Genomic DNA, 17,076 nt, shown 5'->3' on the forward strand with positions numbered 1-17,076 from the left:
TCGGAAGGGAATGAAAGTCTAGTCGAATCAGGGTTGTGAGAATTTGAAGGCGATTTGATTGGTTGCCTTTTGGGTGGGTCGCGGTCGAAGCCTCTGGAAACCGTATTAAGAGGGGTCGTATCGACCCCTCCCTTTGTGCGTCTCGATTCAGATTCCCCTGAGATTTCGCAACTGAGCCCGCAGACGTGCGAGGCGGGTATGCTTGCCAACTTTGAGGGCTGTGATCATCGACTGATAGCCGGTGGTCGGCACCTGGACCGTTGTGCTCTGGGTTTTGGTGTTGCTGGCCGCATCCACTCCGGTCACGCTGATGGTGAACGTCCGAGGGGAGCTGAGACCCTTGACCGTGGCGGGCAACGGGACTGTGAAGGAGTAGCTTCCCCCTGCGCCGAGAGTCAGTGTGCCGTTGATTGAGATCAGGCCGTACGAGTCGCGAACGGTGTACGAGGCGGTCGTCCCGACGCCGGAGAGGGTGTCGGTGACCTTGCCCGTCACAAGGACCTGGACGGTGCGGTTGTTAGCGGGCTTGAGGTTGTTCGGACTGGCGGTGACCGTGACCGTGGGGACCGTCTTGTCGATCGCCACGGCTCCGACCGTGACACTGGACGTATTGCCCGCCCGGTCGTTCACGGTGAAGGTACGCGACTGGCCGCTCCCTTGGCTGCTGAACGTGTACGAGCCGGTCGCCGCGGAGTTCAAGCCCGAGCCGTTGTCACTTGCTGTGTAGCTCGCCACGACATTCGTATTGTTCCAGCCTTGGCCGTTGGGGAGCGGGCTGCGCGCAACTTGAAGGACCGGGGCGGTGGTGTCGATGAGGATGGCCCGTGCCGCGGAGGGCTGGCTGGTCGCTCCGTTGGCGGTCTTCGCGGTCACCGTGATGGCGTGTGTCCCGTCCGGGAGACTGGCGACGAAGGAGCCGGCTTGGCCGACGGTGAAGCTCCAGCTCCCCGAGCTGTTGGCGACGGTGGTGCCGAGCGGGGTGGTGCCGGCGAACAGGGTTACCACGCTCCCCGCCACTGCGTTGCCACGGAAGGTGGGGGTGTTGTCCTTGGTGAGGCCGTCGGTGCTCGAAGAGCCCGTGTCACTGGCCGCGTCGAGCGAAGGCCTGGCCGGAGTGGGAGTGGGAGTCGGCGGCGGGCTGACGATGGTCCACTGAGAGAAGGCTGTGCCGACGTTGCCCGCCTGGTCGGTCACATTCAGGAGCAACGAGTGGGTGCCGAGGGCCAGGCCGTTGAGGGTGAGTGGGCTGGTCGCGTTGACGAACGCACCGCCGTCGAGGCTGTACTGAATGCGGAGGTTGCCCGAGGCCGACGAGTTGTCGGCGACGTTGAAGGTGAAGGAGGCGGAGGTGCTGGTGGTCTCTGCCGGTGGTGCGCTGGTGAATGAGGCGGTGGGGTTGGCGTTGTCGATGAGGATGGCCAGCGGAGCGGAAGGCTGGCTCGTCTCTCCCGTGGCGGACTTTGCGGTCACGGTGATGGCAAAGGAGCCATTGGCCAGGCTGGCCACAAGTGAGCCAGGGCCGCCCACGGCAAAGCCCCAGAGACCCGCCGAATTCGCGACGGTGGTGCCGAGCAGTGTGGAGCCTGCGAAGAGTGCGACGGTGCTGCCGGCCGTGGCGGTCCCGAAGAATGCGGGTGTGTTGTCCCTGGTGATGCCATCGGAACTGGAGACGCCCGTGTCACTGTCGAGGTCGAGAGCGGGTTTGGCGGGCGTGGGGGTGATGATCGGCGGGGGCGCGGTAACGTCCCACTGGTAGGAGGTTTCCTGAACGTTGCCGGCCTGGTCCGTGACCCTGAGAAGGACGGAGTGGGATCCAACCGTGAGCCCGCTGAGGCTGAAGGGGCTGGTGGCGTTGAGGAGCGATCCACCGTCGAGGCGGTACTGAACGAGGAGGTCGCCGCTGGAGGAGAGGTTGTCGGCGAGGCTGAAGCCGAATGCGGCGGTGGTGTCGCTGGTCGAGGCCGGCGGTGTGAGAGTCAGGGCGAGTGTGGGCTTGACCGCCTCGACGATCCTGGCGTTCGGTCCGGTCAGGAGCACGCCCCGCGCGTTTCCGTTGAGCGTGGTGGTGGGGTCGACGTTGAGCGTGACGCTGGCTGCGGGGTTGGCGATGGCGTCTTCGACGTAGATGGCGGCGTTGTTGGAGTTCTGGATGGTGACGCCGACGAGGTTGCCCCGGACGTTTCTGGGGGTGCTGCCGGTGATGGCGTCACTGTTGGTGATGAGAACGCCGTAGTCGTTTCCTGAGAGCGTGCCGCCGGTGACGGTGGTGATGGGAGAAGCGGTGGTGTACTGGAGTTTGATGCCGACGTGATTGCCGGTGGAATTATTGTTGCTGAGGGAGACGCCGGTGGTGCTGAGAACGCGTCGGAGCTCGATGCCGACGTTTGTGGGAGTGGCGTAGGGTCCTGCCTGTGCGAAGACGGAGTTGTTGGCGACGTTGAAGACGGGGGTTTCGCTGTCGATGGTCCAGAGGTAGATGCCGAGGTTGTAGGCGTGGACCTCATTTCCGGAGATCGAGGAGATGGCCCCCGTGGGGTTGGGGTTGAGCATGAAGATGGCCTGGATTCCGGTTCCGGCCCTTGTGATGACGTTTCCGGTGACGTCGGCGTAGAAGTTGTGCTCGATGCTGATTCCGCGAGCGGGGAGTGGCGAGACGAGGGGGACGTTGTCGATTTTGTTGTTACGGATGGCGTTTCCGGTGGAAACGTCGAGGGGATCCTTGGAGAAGTCGTTGGCGTCGGCCAGGACACCGAAGAGGGTGAAGTTCTGGATGACGTTGTTGAGGACGTTGAGACCGGAGATGAAGTTGAGATGTCCGAGGTTATCGACGTTGGCGATTCCACTGCCGGAATTGGAGCTGATGCCGTTGAGGAGCGTTCCGGTGGGCAGGTTGGGGTTATGGCCGTCGATGAAGAGGCCGTCGATGGTGACGTTGTTCGCGGTGACCAAGACGACGATCCCGGCGTGTGGGTTGTTGTCCGCCGGAAGCAGAATGGCCTCGGGACCTCGGGCGGCGGAATTCGGGTTGATTCCGGCGTTCGGCCCGAGAAGCTTGATCGAGTGGTTGACGTTGATGGCTTCGGCATAGACCCCGGCCGCGACCATCACCGTGTCGATGGTGGTCGTCGCGTGATCGATGGCCGTCTGGATCCGGCGATAAGGATAGCTCTGCGACCCATCTTCAATGCCTGATGTATTCGACGCGTCAACGTACAAGGTGGTTTGGAGCGGAGGCGTGATGGTCCACTCGTAAGCGGTCGTTCCTTCATTGCCCGCCTGGTCGGTCACCTTCAGCAGAATGGAGTGAGTGCCGAGGCTCAGGCCACTGAGGTTGACGGGACTGGTGGCGTTGACGAACGCCCCGCCATCGAGGCTGTACTGGACGAGCAATTGTCCGGAGGCTGAGGCATTATCCACGACGTTGAAGGCGAATGACGCCGTGGTGGCCGAAGTCAGCGCTTGCGGTGTGCTGGTGAACGTGGCCGCGGGATTGGCGTTGTCGATCACGATGGCCAGCGATGCGGATGGCAGACTGATCGCCTCCGCCGGATTCTTCGCGGTCACGGTGATGGCATAGGTACCGTTAGCCAGGCTGGCCATGAGCGAGCCAGGACCGCCTACGGTGAACTCCCAGTGACCGAAAGCGTCCGCGGTGGCCATCCCGAGCGGTGTGGTGCCGGCGAAGAGAGTGACCGTGCTACCGGCAGCGGCGGTGCCGAAGAAAGCGGGCGTGTTGTCGTTGGTGATACCGTCGGAGTTGGAGACGCCCGTGTCACTGGCGAGGTCGAGGGCGGGCTTGGCGGGCGTGGGGGTGGTGGTCGGCGGGGGGGCGGTGACGTCCCACTGGTAGGAGGTTTCCTGAACGTTGCCGGCCTGGTCCGTGACCCTGAGGAGGACGGAGTGGGATCCAACCGTGAGCCCGCTGAGGCTGAAGGGGCTGGTGGCGTTGAGGAGCGATCCACCGTCGAGGCGGTACTGAACGAGGAGGTCGCCGCTGGAGGAGAGGTTGTCGGCGAGGCTGAAGCCGAACGCGGCGGTGGTGTCGCTGGTCGAGGCCGGCGGTGTGAGCGTCAGAGCGAGTGTGGGCTTGACCGCCTCGACGATCTTGGCGTTCGGTCCGGTCAGGAGCACGCCCCGCGCGTTTCCGTTGAGCGTGGTGGTGGGGTCGACGTTGAGCGTAACGCTGGCTGCGGGGTTGGCGATGGCGTCTTCGACGTAGATGGCGGCGTTGTTGGCGTTCTGGATGGTGACGCCGACGAGGTTGCCCCGGACGTTTCTGGGGGTGCTGCCGGTGATGGCGTCACTGTTGGTGATGAGAACGCCGTAGTCGTTTCCTGAGAGCGTGCCGCCGGTGACGGTGGTGATGGGAGAAGCGGTGGTGTACTGGAGTTTGATGCCGACGTGATTGCCGGTGGAATTATTGTTGCTGAGGGAGACGCCGGTGGTGCTGAGAACGCGTCGGAGCTCGATGCCGACGTTTGTGGGAGTGGCGTAGGGGCCTGCTTGTGCGAAGACGGAGTTGTTGGCGACGTTGAAGACGGGGGTTTCGCTGTCGATGGTCCAGAGGTAGATGCCGAGGTTGTAGGCGTGGACCTCATTTCCGGAGATCGAGGAGATGGCCCCCGTGGGGTTGGGGTTGAGCATGAAGATGGCCTGGATTCCGGTTCCGGCCCTTGTGATGACGTTTCCGGTGACGTCGGCGTAGAAGTTGTGCTCGATGCTGATTCCGCGAGCGGGGAGCGGCGAGACGAGGGGGACGTTGTCGATTTTGTTGTTTCGGATGGCGTTTCCGGTGGAAACGTCGAGAGGATCCTTGGAGAAGTCGTTGGCGTCGGCGAGGACACCAAAGAGGGTGAAGTTCTGGATGACGTTGTTGAGGACGTTGAGACCGGAGATGAAGTTGAGATGTCCGTGGTTGTCGACGTTGGCGATTCCGCTGCCCGCGTTCGCGCTGATGCCGTTGAGGAGCGTTCCGGTGGGCAGGTTGGGGTTATGGCCGTCGATGAAGAGGCCGTCGATGGTGACGTTGTTCGCGGTGACCAAGACGACGATCCCGGCGTCGGGGTTATTACTGGGAGGGAGGAGGATGGCCTCGGAGTTTCGCGTCCCGGAATTCGGGTTGATGCCTGCGTTCGGCCCGAGGAGTTCGATGGAGTGGTTGACGTTGAGGGCTTCCGCGTAGACGCCGGGAGCAACGTGCACCGTATCACCGGAGGGTGCCGTATTATTGATGGCTGTCTGGATCTGGCTATAGGGGTGAGTGAGTGAGCCGTCCTCGATTCCGGTGAGGTTTGCGGCGTTCACGTAGAGGCTGGCCAGGAGCGCACGCCCTTCGAGCTGTTCCAGGGTCGAAATGAATCGACCCTGGTTTCGTCGGCGGTTTTTTTTGGCGTGCGCTTGCTTACTAGTCCTCAACATGGAGACTCTCCCGATAGCTGCGCGGTGGTTTCGCAATCTCTGAACCGGATCGCGGCGTCGCGGCCCGTTATTATCGATCTCAGTCGTTCCACGACTGCGGACCTCAATGTAGGTCGCGTCCTGAGAAGCGACAACGCGAGCCGGCTGCTGTCATGCCGTAATGGGGGAAGTGCGTCTTCATAAAGAGACAGAGCCTCGGTTGATGTCGCTTTTTCACGACATCCCCTTCCGCAGTTGGGGTCGAGAGGGTGGAGGAGCGTCCGAGTAAGGCGACCGGGAATCTGGCTTCAGTGATCAGTCTGCTTACTTTCGCGGTGTGCCTGGTCGACTCCGGGGACGTTGCCGCTCGACTTGGTCGTTGAGGGGAAGGACTTTGGGAATGGATCAAGAACGAGAGTCGCACCTTTGGGGGGGGAAGCCGCGTCTGCTGGCGATGTTGGCGATCCTGGTCGTTCTGGGATACCTGACTGCCACCTGGCTCGATTTCTCTCGTCGGCCTTCCGCGCGGAGCGGGGAGGTTCGGGCGGCGGATCCCTCGTTGTTCTATTCTCCTTGGAATTGGTACGACGATGGTTCAGCCTTGCAGACGACTCACCTCGGCGCCTGGTTGAAGTTTGGCTGGACGGGGCGGAACTTGAGTCTGAAGGTCGATGTCACGATGGCCGACCGCGCCGGGATCGCTCCCGAGGCGTACCCGGTGATCGGCTATTCGATCGACGGCGGTCCGATGCACGCTCTTCAGCTTGTGAGGGGCGACCGGGAGCGTATGCTTGCCTCAAACGTTCCGGAAGGGAGGCACCGCTGCCATGCTTATCTGCGCTGGATCGGCTTCGGGGCGGAACGCTGGAGAGCGGGCCGTCAGGTGGCCCTCTGGCGGGTGACGGGGCTCCAACTCGACCCGGAGGGGACAACCTACCGGGACCCCGATTTGCGGCCCCGACGCGCCTTGTTCTTCGGCGACTCGATCCTCGACGGCGCGTTCAACCGGGGCGCAGAGACCGACTCGTTTCAGGCCTGGCCTGAAGTGGTCGCCGAACGTCTCGACGCCGAGCCCGGCCGGGTCGGGTTCGAGGGGCAGAGCTATGCGATCAGCGGCAACCCGGGCAATGGCAATGTTCCCGCGCTATTCATCCCCCAGAACCCGAGAGAGAGTACCTGGGACCTGATCGACTCCTTTCATCCCCGGCTGGCCGACGGGCGGTTCTCGCCTCGCCCCGACTTCGTCTTCTTCTCTCATGGAGCGAACGACGCGATCGGCCATGTCCCTTTCGATCAAGTCGAAGCCTCGGTTCGGGGGCTGCTGCCCAAGATTCGCACCGCCTCCGGGCCGTTGGCCTCGATTTTCGTCGTGATCCCATTCGAGGGCTTCAATCGCGCCCCCATCCGGGCCGCATTCGTTGCCTACCAGAACGCATCCCCCGACTCGAAGTGCCACCTGATCGATCTCGGCGACGAAGCCTCGTCGCGGGTCGAAGATCTGGTGGAAGGCAAGCCCGCCCGACGCTCCTTCGATGGTCTCCACCCCAACAGTGCCATGCACGCCCGGCTTGGCGCAATGGTGGCCGATCGGGTGATCGCGATTCTCTCCGAGCCCGGCCGGGAGCGATAACTGGCCTCGCGTTAAGGTGTCGAGTTTAACGGACGGAAATTCATTTTGACTGTTTTTCAGATGAGCTTGTTCTGTCGCAAGTGGGTTTCGTTGCGATAGCTTTTGCTCGGAAATTTATGTTTTTAAACCGTTGGGCACGAGTGGCAGCGAGCGAAGGCGTACCTTGGCCGCGTCGAAGATGGCGTTGCCGACGGCCGGGGCCACTGCGATGATCGGCGCCTCACCGGCACCGGCCGAGGGAAGATCTTTGCGATCGAGCAGGACCACGTCGATGGTGGGCATATCGCTGAAGCGAGGGACGCGATAACGTGAGAGCCGTGGGTTGAGGATCTTGCCCCCCTCGAAGCGGATCGCCTCGAAGAGCGCTCCGCCCAGGCCCATGACGATCGCTCCTTCGACCTGGTTCGATAGGTGGTCGGGGTTGACGATCGCGCCGCATTCAAAAGCGGTCACGAGCCGGGTCACCTGCACCTGGCTGGTCGAGCGGTCGATGGTGACCTCCGCGCAGGTCGCCACGTATCCCCTCTTCTCGGTTCCTCCCGCAATCCCGACTCCGCGATCGGGTCCGGCCACTTTGCCCCATCCGAATCGGTCGGCGGCCGCCTTGAGCACGGCTCGCAGTCGATCATCCTTCAAGTTCATCAGGCGGAACGCGAGCGGGTCGATGCCGAGGCCGCGAGCCAGCTCATCCATGACCGACTCTCTCGCGAAATGATTGGCCGTGGAGGCCAAGGCGCGATAGGAGCCTTGTCTCAGAGGAGACTTCGCCGCGTGAAAGGCGACCCGCCGGTTTGTCACGTCGTAAGGCGTTTCGAGACCCGAGCCCCCGGAATTGTAGTTGTGGAACTCCCAGGCCGTGAGGGTTCCATCTTTGCGTGCGCCTGCCTTCACATCGATGACCCCGGCGGGTCGGAAATAGGCCCATGTGAATTCCTCTTCACGGGACCAGACCCGCTTGACCGGTCGTCCCGCGGCGCGGGCGAGGCGGGCGGCCTCGACGGCCGCTTCGCCGTTGTGCTTCCCACCATAGCCGCCGCCGGTATCGGGCACGATCACGCGGACGCGCCCCTCGGGGACGCCCAAGGCCTGGGCCAGCTCGCCCCGGACCCCGAACGGGCGCTGAGTCCCCGTCCAGACGGTCAGGTCGTCTCCTTGCCACTCGGCGACGGCCGCTCGAGGCTCGAGTGGGACGTGGGCGATATAGGCGATCGTGTAGGTCTCCTCGACCTTCAAGGCGGCTGAGGCCAGGCCGTCGGCGACCGACCCCCGCTCACCATTCGATGGCCCACTCCGTCCCCCCTCCGCGGCGGTCGTCGTGCCCTTGAGCGTTTGCACGAGGTCGCGATCGGAGGATTGGTCGGCGGTCGTCCATTCGGCTCGGATCGCCGCGAGTGCCCGATTCGCGGTGGGCTCATCGGGGGCGACGACACCGATGAATTTGCCCTCGTGAACTACCGTCACGCCCGGCAAGGCCTTGGCACGCGAGGTGTCGACCGAGGTGGGCTCGGTGTGGAACGTGGGGGGACGGAGCACTTTCCCGTAGAGCATCCCCGGACGTTTCACGTCGGACGCATAGACGTGGCGCCCGGTGACGAAGGCCCGACCATCGGCCTTGGGAGCCGATTGGCCGGCCGCCTCCCACTTTCCGGCCGGAGTCGTCGGCGCGTTCTCGCCGATCGTTTCCAGGAGCTTCCTCCCTTGCGTCAGCGCTCCCAGCCCGAGGCTCTGTCCCGTCGCGCGGGAGGTGGCCTTACCGTTGCTGATCTCGATCGTGGCCCGGTCCGTTTTCCAATGTTCGGCCGCCAGGTCAATGAGACGCTCGCGCGCGGTGGCGGCGACTTTGCGGAGCTGAGCGGCCATGGTCGGTGTGGTCCGGCTGCCGAAGGTCCCCATGTCGTATGGGGTCCGCGCTGTGTCGGCCATGACCAGTTGAACGCTCGCCGTTGGCACCCGGAGTTCGTCGGCCACGGCCTGGGCGAGCGACGTGCGGATATTCTGTCCGACTTCTGCCTTCCCGGTATAGGCGGAGATGGCACCGTCTTCGGCGATGTGCAACCAGGCGCCGATCTCGCGAGGCAGGGTCCCGCCCGAGCCTCGGCGGCGTCCTCCACCGGACTGTGCTTCCGCCTCGTTCTCGCGGATCAAGCAGAGGACGACGAGCCCGCCCCCCAGAACGCGGAGGAACTCGCGCCGGGTGGGTTCGATGTCGAACGAGTCATCAAGGCTCGTTTGAAGTTCATATCGTTCGGGCTCGATGGGAAAATCGAACGTGGTATCGCCGTTCATCGAGCACCCCCCTTCATCGATTCAGCGGCCTTTTGGATCGCGGCCAAGATTCGAGGATAGGTGCCGCATCGGCAAACGTTTCCGTCCATGGCGCGGACGATTTCCGCCACCGAGGGATGGGGGGCTTTGGAGAGTAAGCCGACGCCTGCCATGATCATTCCCGAGGTGCAGTAACCGCACTGCAAGGCGCCGGCATCCAGGAAGGCCTGCTGGAGCGGATGGAGCCGGCCGTCTTGCTCGAGTCCTTCGATGGTCATGATGGGCTTGTCCCCAACTGCGCCCACGCGGGCCGTGCAGGAGCGGACCGGCTGGCCGTCGACGAGCACCGTGCAGGCCCCGCAACGCCCCTCGCCGCAACCGTACTTGGAACCCGTGAGATCGAGCTCGTCGCGGAGAACCCCCAGGAGATTCCGCTCCGGATCCACGTCGACGCGATGAACGGAACCATTGATGTTCAGTTGCGTGACTCGTGCCATCGTGTCCTCTCCCCTCCCCCTGCCCTGCGACGCGAGAACCTGTTCATGGGCGATCGGGCGGTTCTCGAGCCCTGGTTGAACGCGTCTTATCGACGGTCTTGGATATCACAGTCGTGCGTCGCCGGCAAGACCCGCGGGGTTTGGGGAGATTGGCTTAGCTGAGCGTCTGCGAGGGCTTTTCCTCAGGTCCGGGTGAGGTGCTTGAGCTTGTCAGGGTTGCGGACGATGTAGATCGAGGCGACGAAGCCGTCGCGAAGGTCGATGGCCAGAGTATGAATGCACCCGTCGGGCTCGGTGATGATGAACCCGGGTTGGCCGTTGATTCGCGTCGGGGTGACTGTGTATTGCTCGTATTGCCGGTACTTGGCGGCGAGCCCCACAAAGAAACGCGTAATCTTGTCGCGTCCGAAGATGGGACGGAGCGCGGCGGTCCGTTTGCCACCGCCGTCGGAGCTGAGTACGGCGTCCTCGGCGAGCATCCGGGTCAATGTGTCGGCGTCGCCACTGCGCGTGGCGGTGAGGAAGGCCTCCGCGAGCCGGGCCCCGGTTTCTGGGGGGACCGGGAACCGGGGCTGCGACTCCTTCACGTGAGCGCGAGCGCGGGCGGCAAGCTGGCGGCAGGCGGGCTCGCTGCGTCCGAGCGTCTTGGCCACCTGGCCGAATTCGACGTCGAAGACGTCGTGAAGTAAGAACGCCGCACGCTCGAGTGGCGAGAGCCGCTCGAGCGCCAGCATCAGGGTCATCGACAGGTCATGGGCATAGTCGCTTGCCGTTTCCGCGTCGAGTGGCTCGTCATCCAGGACCGGCTCGGGGAGCCAAGGGCCGATGTAGTGCTCGCGCCGGGACCGGGCCGACTTGATCTGATCGAGGCAGAGCCGCGTCACGATTTTTGAGAGAAAGGCAGGCGCGTTGACCACCGCCGCGCGATCGGTGGCGTGCCAGCGGAGATAGGCCTCTTGCACCACGTCCTCGGCCTCCGCGACCGAGCCCAGCATGCGATAGGCCAGGCCGGTCAAGCGACGCCGTTGCGCCTCGAATTCCCCCGCATCGAGCGGCTCCGGATGGGTCGTCGTCATCATGCCACCTGGTGCCGGCCGACGACCAGGGTCTTACCGCCGATGGCGATCCGGGTACAGGCTCTCCCCTCCCCCATCGCGTATTTCAAGGTCGGGAACAGCCGCGCGGAGGTCAGCGCGAAGCTGAGCGAGATCAGACCTCGCTTGCCCCACCGCGAGACGACTTGCTCGCGAAGTTCATCGGCCTCGGGGGCATGGGCCAGAGTCGCCTCCGCAAACCGAAACCCCAGCGCCACATCCTCGGGCATCGCCTCGAGGTCGCGTTCGAGAATGGCCTGGAGCACCTGGGGAGGCACCCCCTCGCGCTCGGACATCGTCGTCACCAACTGGGTGCAAGGTCCGCAGTCCTCGGCCATCGCCCCCACGAGCTTCGCGGCCGACCAGACGGCATGCGGCACGTCTTTGCAGTATCGGGCCATCCCCATGAGCTTGGCGAACTTGCGGAACGCCGCGGGATCCGCGTCGAGGAGCTCGCGGGCGTAGGTCATATCGTAGTTGTAGGATTTCTCGAACGCACGGATCTGTCGTTTGATCAACCAACCCAACATCGTGAAGCTCCCTTCCCGCCAGCGTGGTCGGGCCAAGGCGGACGCACGATCTCTCTTGAGAGTTTCGCGCCATCGAGCCGCCCTTGGCAAGTCGTCTTCGAGTGATCAGGAGCGATCGGAGCGCGGCCCGGTGCGTCCCAAGACGCTCCCACCGGCTTGGCGATTGCCCCTTCCTCATTGAACGACGAGCAAGCCGTTCGCCACGTGACATGCGCGGCCGCACTTTTGGGATTCAACGGAGGAAGGAACGATCCTTGCGGTTTCCGCCACGGGTTGGTTTACAGTAGCACGGCCGGCCCGGCCGTAATTCCCTCTACGGATTCGACCTGGCCGGAATCCAGCGAGAGGCTTGCCCAGTCGCGGATCGTTGATTTATTTCGCGAATTCAGCGTACTTGTGCATCGTATAGAAATGCCGGCCATTGCGGGGATTGAGGAATCGGTAGAGGGGCACGGTTTCCGGCTTCTCATCGGGATAGATCAAGCAGGCGATACCTTCCGCGCGGTAACCCGCTCGCTTGACCCCTTCACCGTCCGGCGCCGTGGTGTAGAACGGTTCCTTACGGCTCCGCCAGCGATAGAGCGGGACCGTGCCCTCGGCCTCGCTCGGATAGACGTAGCAGGAAACTCCCTCGGAGACGTACCCTTTGCTTTCGAGTCCTTCGGGCGTGGTCGTGTAGAGGTGGTGCCCTTGTCGGGGGTGGAACCATCGTGTGAGTGCAACGGTTCCCGCACGCGGCTCAGGATAGACGTAGCCGACAACCCCTTCGGTTTTGAGCCGAGTGACGTCGAAGTGGAGGACGACGTCCGACGGGGCATAGTCGATCGCACACAGGACGCCGTAGTCGCGGAACGCCTTGACTCGCTTGTTGATCTCGGCATTGATCTTGTCGCCGAGCTGAGACGCCTTGCCGTCGGCAATCTGGGTGACGACCTGATCAAAGGATCGGCCGAGGATTTTTGCCAGGGCGCCGGCGAACCCCTCGAGTTCTCGCCGCTTGACCTCCTCGACCTCGACCCGGAACCGCGGGGCTCCATCTCGTCCCGGCTCCACGTTGATCCCGATCCGCACGTCGAACCGGAAACTGGTCCAGTTCTCGGTGGATTCCTCCTTGCGGGCCCGCTTGTCCTTGAGCGGAGACGCCGTGGGTGGGCGGAACTCTCCCACGACCTGGCAGGCCACCTCGAATCGGCGCGACTTGGGATCGATCGCAAGCAGCCGGAACCGCTGGACCGTTCCCTTGTATTGGCCTTCCTTCTGAAACGGGACCGTCGGCACCTTCTCAATGATGCCCGAGAGAAACTCCTTATCGAGTTTGATCTCGGCCGCCGCAAACCCAAGGCCGGGGACCAAGAAACTCGCGCCGGCGAATAACAGCAGGGTAAGCTTCCGCGAGGCTGGAGCCATCATGGTCCCCTCTCTTCTTCGTCCATGAAACCGCCGCGGACCCCGGGGATTTCGCCTTTTGGCGTAAACTGGGTGGGTTGGGTCGGCGAGTCAGTCCGTTCTTTCGCTTGATGGTAACCGTGCGCGACCATCAAGGAAAAGCCCGATTCGCTGGGCGTCAATAAGTTGGTCCGGGGGGAACCGCCGCCTGGGCGATGAGAATCTCGTCAAGAAAGCCGAGGAGCTACCGGCCGGCGAACCCACCGTTTATCATAACTTGTAATCATGCTAATGTCTCTGCTCAGAACTGGGTGGGTGCATCGGTTGTGATCGTGCTCCCCCACCGGAGCGACCTGTTTTCGAAGATTTTTTCAAGAAATCCGGACAATCCGGCATCGCTCGAGGCATTATCCTCAGCTTAACGGACACAAGCGGCACGCGGGGACTACCATGGCGAGGGGGGATCAAGGCATCGTCCTCCGGCAGCTCAACATGCTCTTCAGCATGGGGGCAGACGGCGGACTGACCGACACCCAGTTGCTCGAAAGATTCTCGTCTCGCAGGGACCACGCCGCGGAGTCGGCGTTCAGGGTTCTCGTCGAGCGCCACGGGCCGATGGTGCTCCGCGTCTGCCGGGCGGTGCTCCGCGACCCGCACGACGCACAGGACGCCTTCCAGGCAACGTTCCTGGTATTGGTTCAACGGGCCGGATCGCTCTGGGTGCGGGATTCGCTGGCCCCCTGGCTTCATCAGGTGGCCTACCGAACCGCCTCGGGCGCACGATCGGCCGCGGCCCGGCGTCGGCGACATGAGTTGCGGGCGGCGGAATTCACGTCTCGGTCAGCTCACCCGGGCGATCACGACGATCTCGCGGGGGCCGTGCACGACGAGGTTGGCCGTTTGCCGGAACGATTCCGCGAGGCGGTCGTACTCTGCCTGCTGGAGGGGCTGACTCCCGAGCAGGCGGCCCGGCATCTCGGGTGTCCGGTCGGGACGGTCCATAGCCGGCTCGCGCGGGGGCGTGAAAGGCTCCGGGGCCGATTGGCCCGCCGCGGAGTGGCCGTGCCGATCGGGCTTCTGGCAGCCCCACTGGGATCGGCGCCGACCCAGGTCGCAGTGTCGGCGGAGCTGTTGCAAACAACGATATCGGCTGCGGTACGTGTCGCCGCGGCCAAGGGAGCGATCACCACCGGGACGGTCTCGGCCCAGGTCGCCGCCCTGATCGAGGGGGAGTTGTCGATGATGGCTCTTGTGAAGTTGAAATGGGTTGCGGTGGCCTTCTTGGTGGCCTTGCTTGGAATCAGCGCCGCAGGGATTCGCGGAGCGACGGCGACTGTCCTCCAAAGCCAAGCTTCGGCAGACGAACCGCGGAGCGACGATGACTCTCCGCCCACAACCCGGGTCCCAGTGACCGACCATCAAGCGATGGAAAACTGGTGGACTGAGCTGGAGAAGGACGAGCCTGAAGCATCACGGGCCCTCCTCAAACTGGCCGACCGGCCGGCCGACACCGTACCCTTCCTGAAGGGGAAGTTGAAGCCGCTTATCCTTGATGGCAATCGCCTCAAGGAGTTGCTTGTGAAGCTCGGGAGCATGGACGAGAACGACTGGAGGCCAGCATTCGCGGAACTGGAGTATTTCGACCCTCGGCTTGCGGTCGAGCTCGAAACTCTGATGACTGACGTGGGCGAATCACCAACGCGACAACGCATAGTTGCCGTATTGGGCGGTCATCCGGCCGACACGTTCGAAGGAAAGGCGGTCATTTTGAGGCCCGTCGATGGCGGTTTCAACTTCTTCGTCACGCCGGGGGGGGCGTGGTGGGCCGAGCATGATGTCGCACGTATCAATCGGGGGCAGGTTACCAAAAAGAAGTGGATCCGAGCCGTCCGGGCCATCGCACTACTGGAACACCTCGGAACCCCGGAGGCGGTCGCCATCTTGAAAGAAATGGCCACTGGTCATCCGCTTGCTCAGCCGACCAGAGCTGCCAAACAAGCCTCGGAGAAGCTCGGTGGCAACGCACGTTGAGTTTGGGCGACCTCAGGTCCGAACCCCACCTGGCTCAGTCGCCAGGAACGTCTTGCATCGCTTTGCCCACCGTGATACTCGAAAGATCAGCAAAATGAGGAAAGTTTATAGATAATGATGTCAAGAAGTAGGCGAAAATTGTCAGTGCGGTGCAGTTGTTGAATGTATGAAAAAGCGAAGCATTGAGGATGCTGTAATAATAGAAGTGAAAGTTGCATTTAGACGTTGATGCGATTGTGAATGGAATGGGTTTGGGAGACTGTCGCCACGTTGTCGGCGACTCTTCGTCCGTCGGAAGACAGGGAGCTTACGCTCCCCGCTCGCCTTTGGAAGGCGAGCGAAGATCAACAACCAAGGGGCGACATCGATCGTGGTTCCCTGGATTTCGCTCGCCTGGAAGGCGAGCGGGGAGCGTAAGCTCCCTGTCTTTGGGCCTTCACATGGGCTGGCTCGTTTGACACCGTGGCAACGGCATCGGGTGGACGGACCCAGGCGGAAAACCCGGTCACGAGGCGACAGTGTCTCGGGGATGTGTCCTGGCCAGCGGCGACGGGATGGGGGCCATTCTCGGATCGTCGGGCGCGATCTATGCGGACTTGAGCCATACCGCGGCCGGCGACGAGGAGTTTGCCCGTCTCGTCGGACACATGAAGAGTCTGTCCAACCTGCGGAGCATAAACCTCCGAGGCACGAGGGTGACGATTTCTACCCTGGTGCGTTTTAAGGCATTGTACAACCTGAGAAATCTGGATGTCAGCGATGCCCGAGTCTCGAAGGACGGAATCAGGGAGTTGGCCCGATCGATCCCGAATCTGCAAATCCAGTACGACGAACGCCTTCAAGATCCGCCGGGACCGAACGATTAGACCCTTACGCCCTTTCCTCATCCGAGGGCCGTTGGGCACGGCTCCGGGGGAAATGTTAAGGAGAACCCGGTCTACCTGCTTCGCGGCCGCCACGGTCGTGTGGTAGGAATGGAGCTCGCCGCTGAGTTGGGCGGCGCGGATCCAACTGGTGACCGGCCGCCGGCCTCGGTCCAGGACCGCCCCGTGGAACCAACGGGCGAGCCGATTGTGTTATGTGAGGCGTTTCATGTGGCTTGTCATTCGACGGATAGCCCTACTCCTTTGGTGTCTGACCTGTCTGGCCGTTGCGGTCGAGTCCTCGCTCCAAATGTTAGTCACGTTTGCACCCAATCCACGATTGGCTCGGGACTTGGGCAAGTCCGAACATCAACGTCTCGTAGAGAGAAGCGAACTCCATGGTATCGAACAAGTTCGGAATTTCTGGGCAGGTTCGGTCTTTATGGCCTCAGGCTTGCTGGTCATCAACTCCATGCTCTTGGTGATCCAGTCATGGGGTGTTCTCGGAAAACCGGAAAATCAAGCATCTTTGAATCAGGTTCGTTCAAGCAGCCGTGAGTAAGACTTCATGTCGAGGCAGTACGAAGCCGGGGGGATGAAACACTCTCCTGATTGTTTAAGAGAGCTCATTCTGGGATGGGATTGGCGTCTTCTAGAAAAAAGTTTTCGACGTGGTGACGCGTGGGATCGTATGAGAAGGAGCCATGTCTCGAAATCGCCGACCGTCAATGACGGCTTGCAGACAAAGACGATTCTCTTGTCTGGAGTTTCAACATGAAAAGCTCTTACGGAGGGCTTGCAGGTCTGACGTTGCTTGCGTTCACGCCAGGGTGTTTCGATAGTTCCGAGAACCAGTCCGGCCTCGAACCGGTCTTGAACGAACGCGGCATCATCACCTACCGCTACCCGACCTCAAGTTTTGACCCATCGGCCGCGGTGGCAGCCGTGACGCCCGGCTTACAGTCGAACCCCTCGCCCCTGAACAGCCTGAAAAATCAGCAGCAAGAAGCTGAACAGGCTTACCAGGAAATGAGGCGAAATGCTCAAGAGCGAGCGAGGCAACAACTCGAGCAGAGCCAGAGTGAAGAGGCCTATCAAGAGCTGAGGCGAAATCTGCTGGCCGACCAGGCGCGGAACGAGCAGCAGAGGAAACAGGTTGCCGAGGAACGACAACGACTCTGGAACCAACAAGAGAGCCAGAGGATCCAGGACGGTGCGATGCGCCTTCAGCAAGCGTCTCAGGAACTTGATAGCCAGTTGCAACTTATGAGACAGCAGCAAGTTGAGCAACAGCAACAGGACATGAGACTGCGACAACAGAGTGCAAGCAATGGCCAGGTTGTGTATGACCTGAACGGTGTCCTCATCGTCCCTTGAACCACA

At 62.5% G+C, this 17,076-nt stretch carries 10 protein-coding genes; 4 read left to right on the forward strand and 6 right to left on the reverse strand.

The features are described from left to right. Positions 1-147: 147 nt before the first annotated feature. Positions 148-5,418: a beta strand repeat-containing protein gene (locus V5E97_RS28650; protein WP_406694983.1), complete on the reverse strand. Its 5,271-nt coding sequence runs from the start codon at positions 5,416-5,418 to the stop codon at positions 148-150. 379 nt (positions 5,419-5,797) lie between these two features. Between V5E97_RS28650 and V5E97_RS28655 the strand changes: the two genes are divergently transcribed. Then, complete coding sequence (locus V5E97_RS28655) at positions 5,798-7,027, forward strand: SGNH/GDSL hydrolase family protein (RefSeq protein ID WP_406694984.1); 1,230 nt, start codon at positions 5,798-5,800, stop codon at positions 7,025-7,027. Between the two features lie 114 nt (positions 7,028-7,141). On the opposite strand, the gene V5E97_RS28660 is transcribed toward V5E97_RS28655, so the two are convergent. The 5 genes from V5E97_RS28660 to V5E97_RS28680 form a co-directional block, all read right to left on the reverse strand. Beyond that, complete coding sequence (locus tag V5E97_RS28660; protein WP_406694985.1) at positions 7,142-9,313, reverse strand: xanthine dehydrogenase family protein molybdopterin-binding subunit; 2,172 nt, start codon at positions 9,311-9,313, stop codon at positions 7,142-7,144. After that, entirely contained in the window at positions 9,310-9,789 is a 480-nt protein-coding gene (locus tag V5E97_RS28665) for a (2Fe-2S)-binding protein (RefSeq protein ID WP_406694986.1), read from the reverse strand. Before V5E97_RS28665 ends, V5E97_RS28660 begins: the two co-directional genes overlap by 4 nt. A 182-nt stretch (positions 9,790-9,971) precedes the next feature. Beyond that, positions 9,972-10,865: a sigma-70 family RNA polymerase sigma factor gene (locus V5E97_RS28670; protein WP_406701232.1), complete on the reverse strand. Its 894-nt coding sequence runs from the start codon at positions 10,863-10,865 to the stop codon at positions 9,972-9,974. After that, positions 10,865-11,413 carry a hypothetical protein gene (locus V5E97_RS28675; RefSeq protein ID WP_406694987.1) on the reverse strand — a complete coding sequence of 183 codons (549 nt, stop codon included), beginning with the start codon at positions 11,411-11,413 and terminating at the stop codon, positions 10,865-10,867. The genes V5E97_RS28670 and V5E97_RS28675 overlap by 1 nt, the downstream gene beginning before the upstream one ends. Before the next feature lie 372 nt (positions 11,414-11,785). Next, positions 11,786-12,823 carry a hypothetical protein gene (locus tag V5E97_RS28680; RefSeq protein WP_406694988.1) on the reverse strand — a complete coding sequence of 346 codons (1,038 nt, stop codon included), beginning with the start codon at positions 12,821-12,823 and terminating at the stop codon, positions 11,786-11,788. Positions 12,824-13,249: 426 nt separating this feature from the next. Here V5E97_RS28680 and V5E97_RS28685 point away from each other — a divergent pair, with 426 nt between their 5' ends. The 3 genes from V5E97_RS28685 to V5E97_RS28695 all read left to right on the forward strand — a co-directional run bounded on the left by V5E97_RS28685 (position 13,250) and on the right by V5E97_RS28695 (position 17,070). Continuing rightward, positions 13,250-14,830, forward strand: coding sequence for an RNA polymerase sigma factor (locus tag V5E97_RS28685; protein ID WP_406694989.1), 1,581 nt, complete (start codon positions 13,250-13,252; stop codon positions 14,828-14,830). 518 nt (positions 14,831-15,348) lie between these two features. Continuing rightward, positions 15,349-15,696 carry a hypothetical protein gene (locus V5E97_RS28690; RefSeq protein ID WP_406694990.1) on the forward strand — a complete coding sequence of 116 codons (348 nt, stop codon included), beginning with the start codon at positions 15,349-15,351 and terminating at the stop codon, positions 15,694-15,696. 771 nt (positions 15,697-16,467) lie between these two features. Next, positions 16,468-17,070 (forward strand): hypothetical protein, encoded by a 603-nt coding sequence (locus V5E97_RS28695; RefSeq protein WP_406694991.1) that lies wholly within the window; start codon positions 16,468-16,470, stop codon positions 17,068-17,070. The last annotated feature ends 6 nt before the right edge of the window (positions 17,071-17,076 follow it).

Origin of the sequence: Singulisphaera photorubra, from assembly GCF_045290345.1 — a bacterium.
GTDB lineage: Bacteria > Planctomycetota > Planctomycetia > Isosphaerales > Isosphaeraceae > Singulisphaera.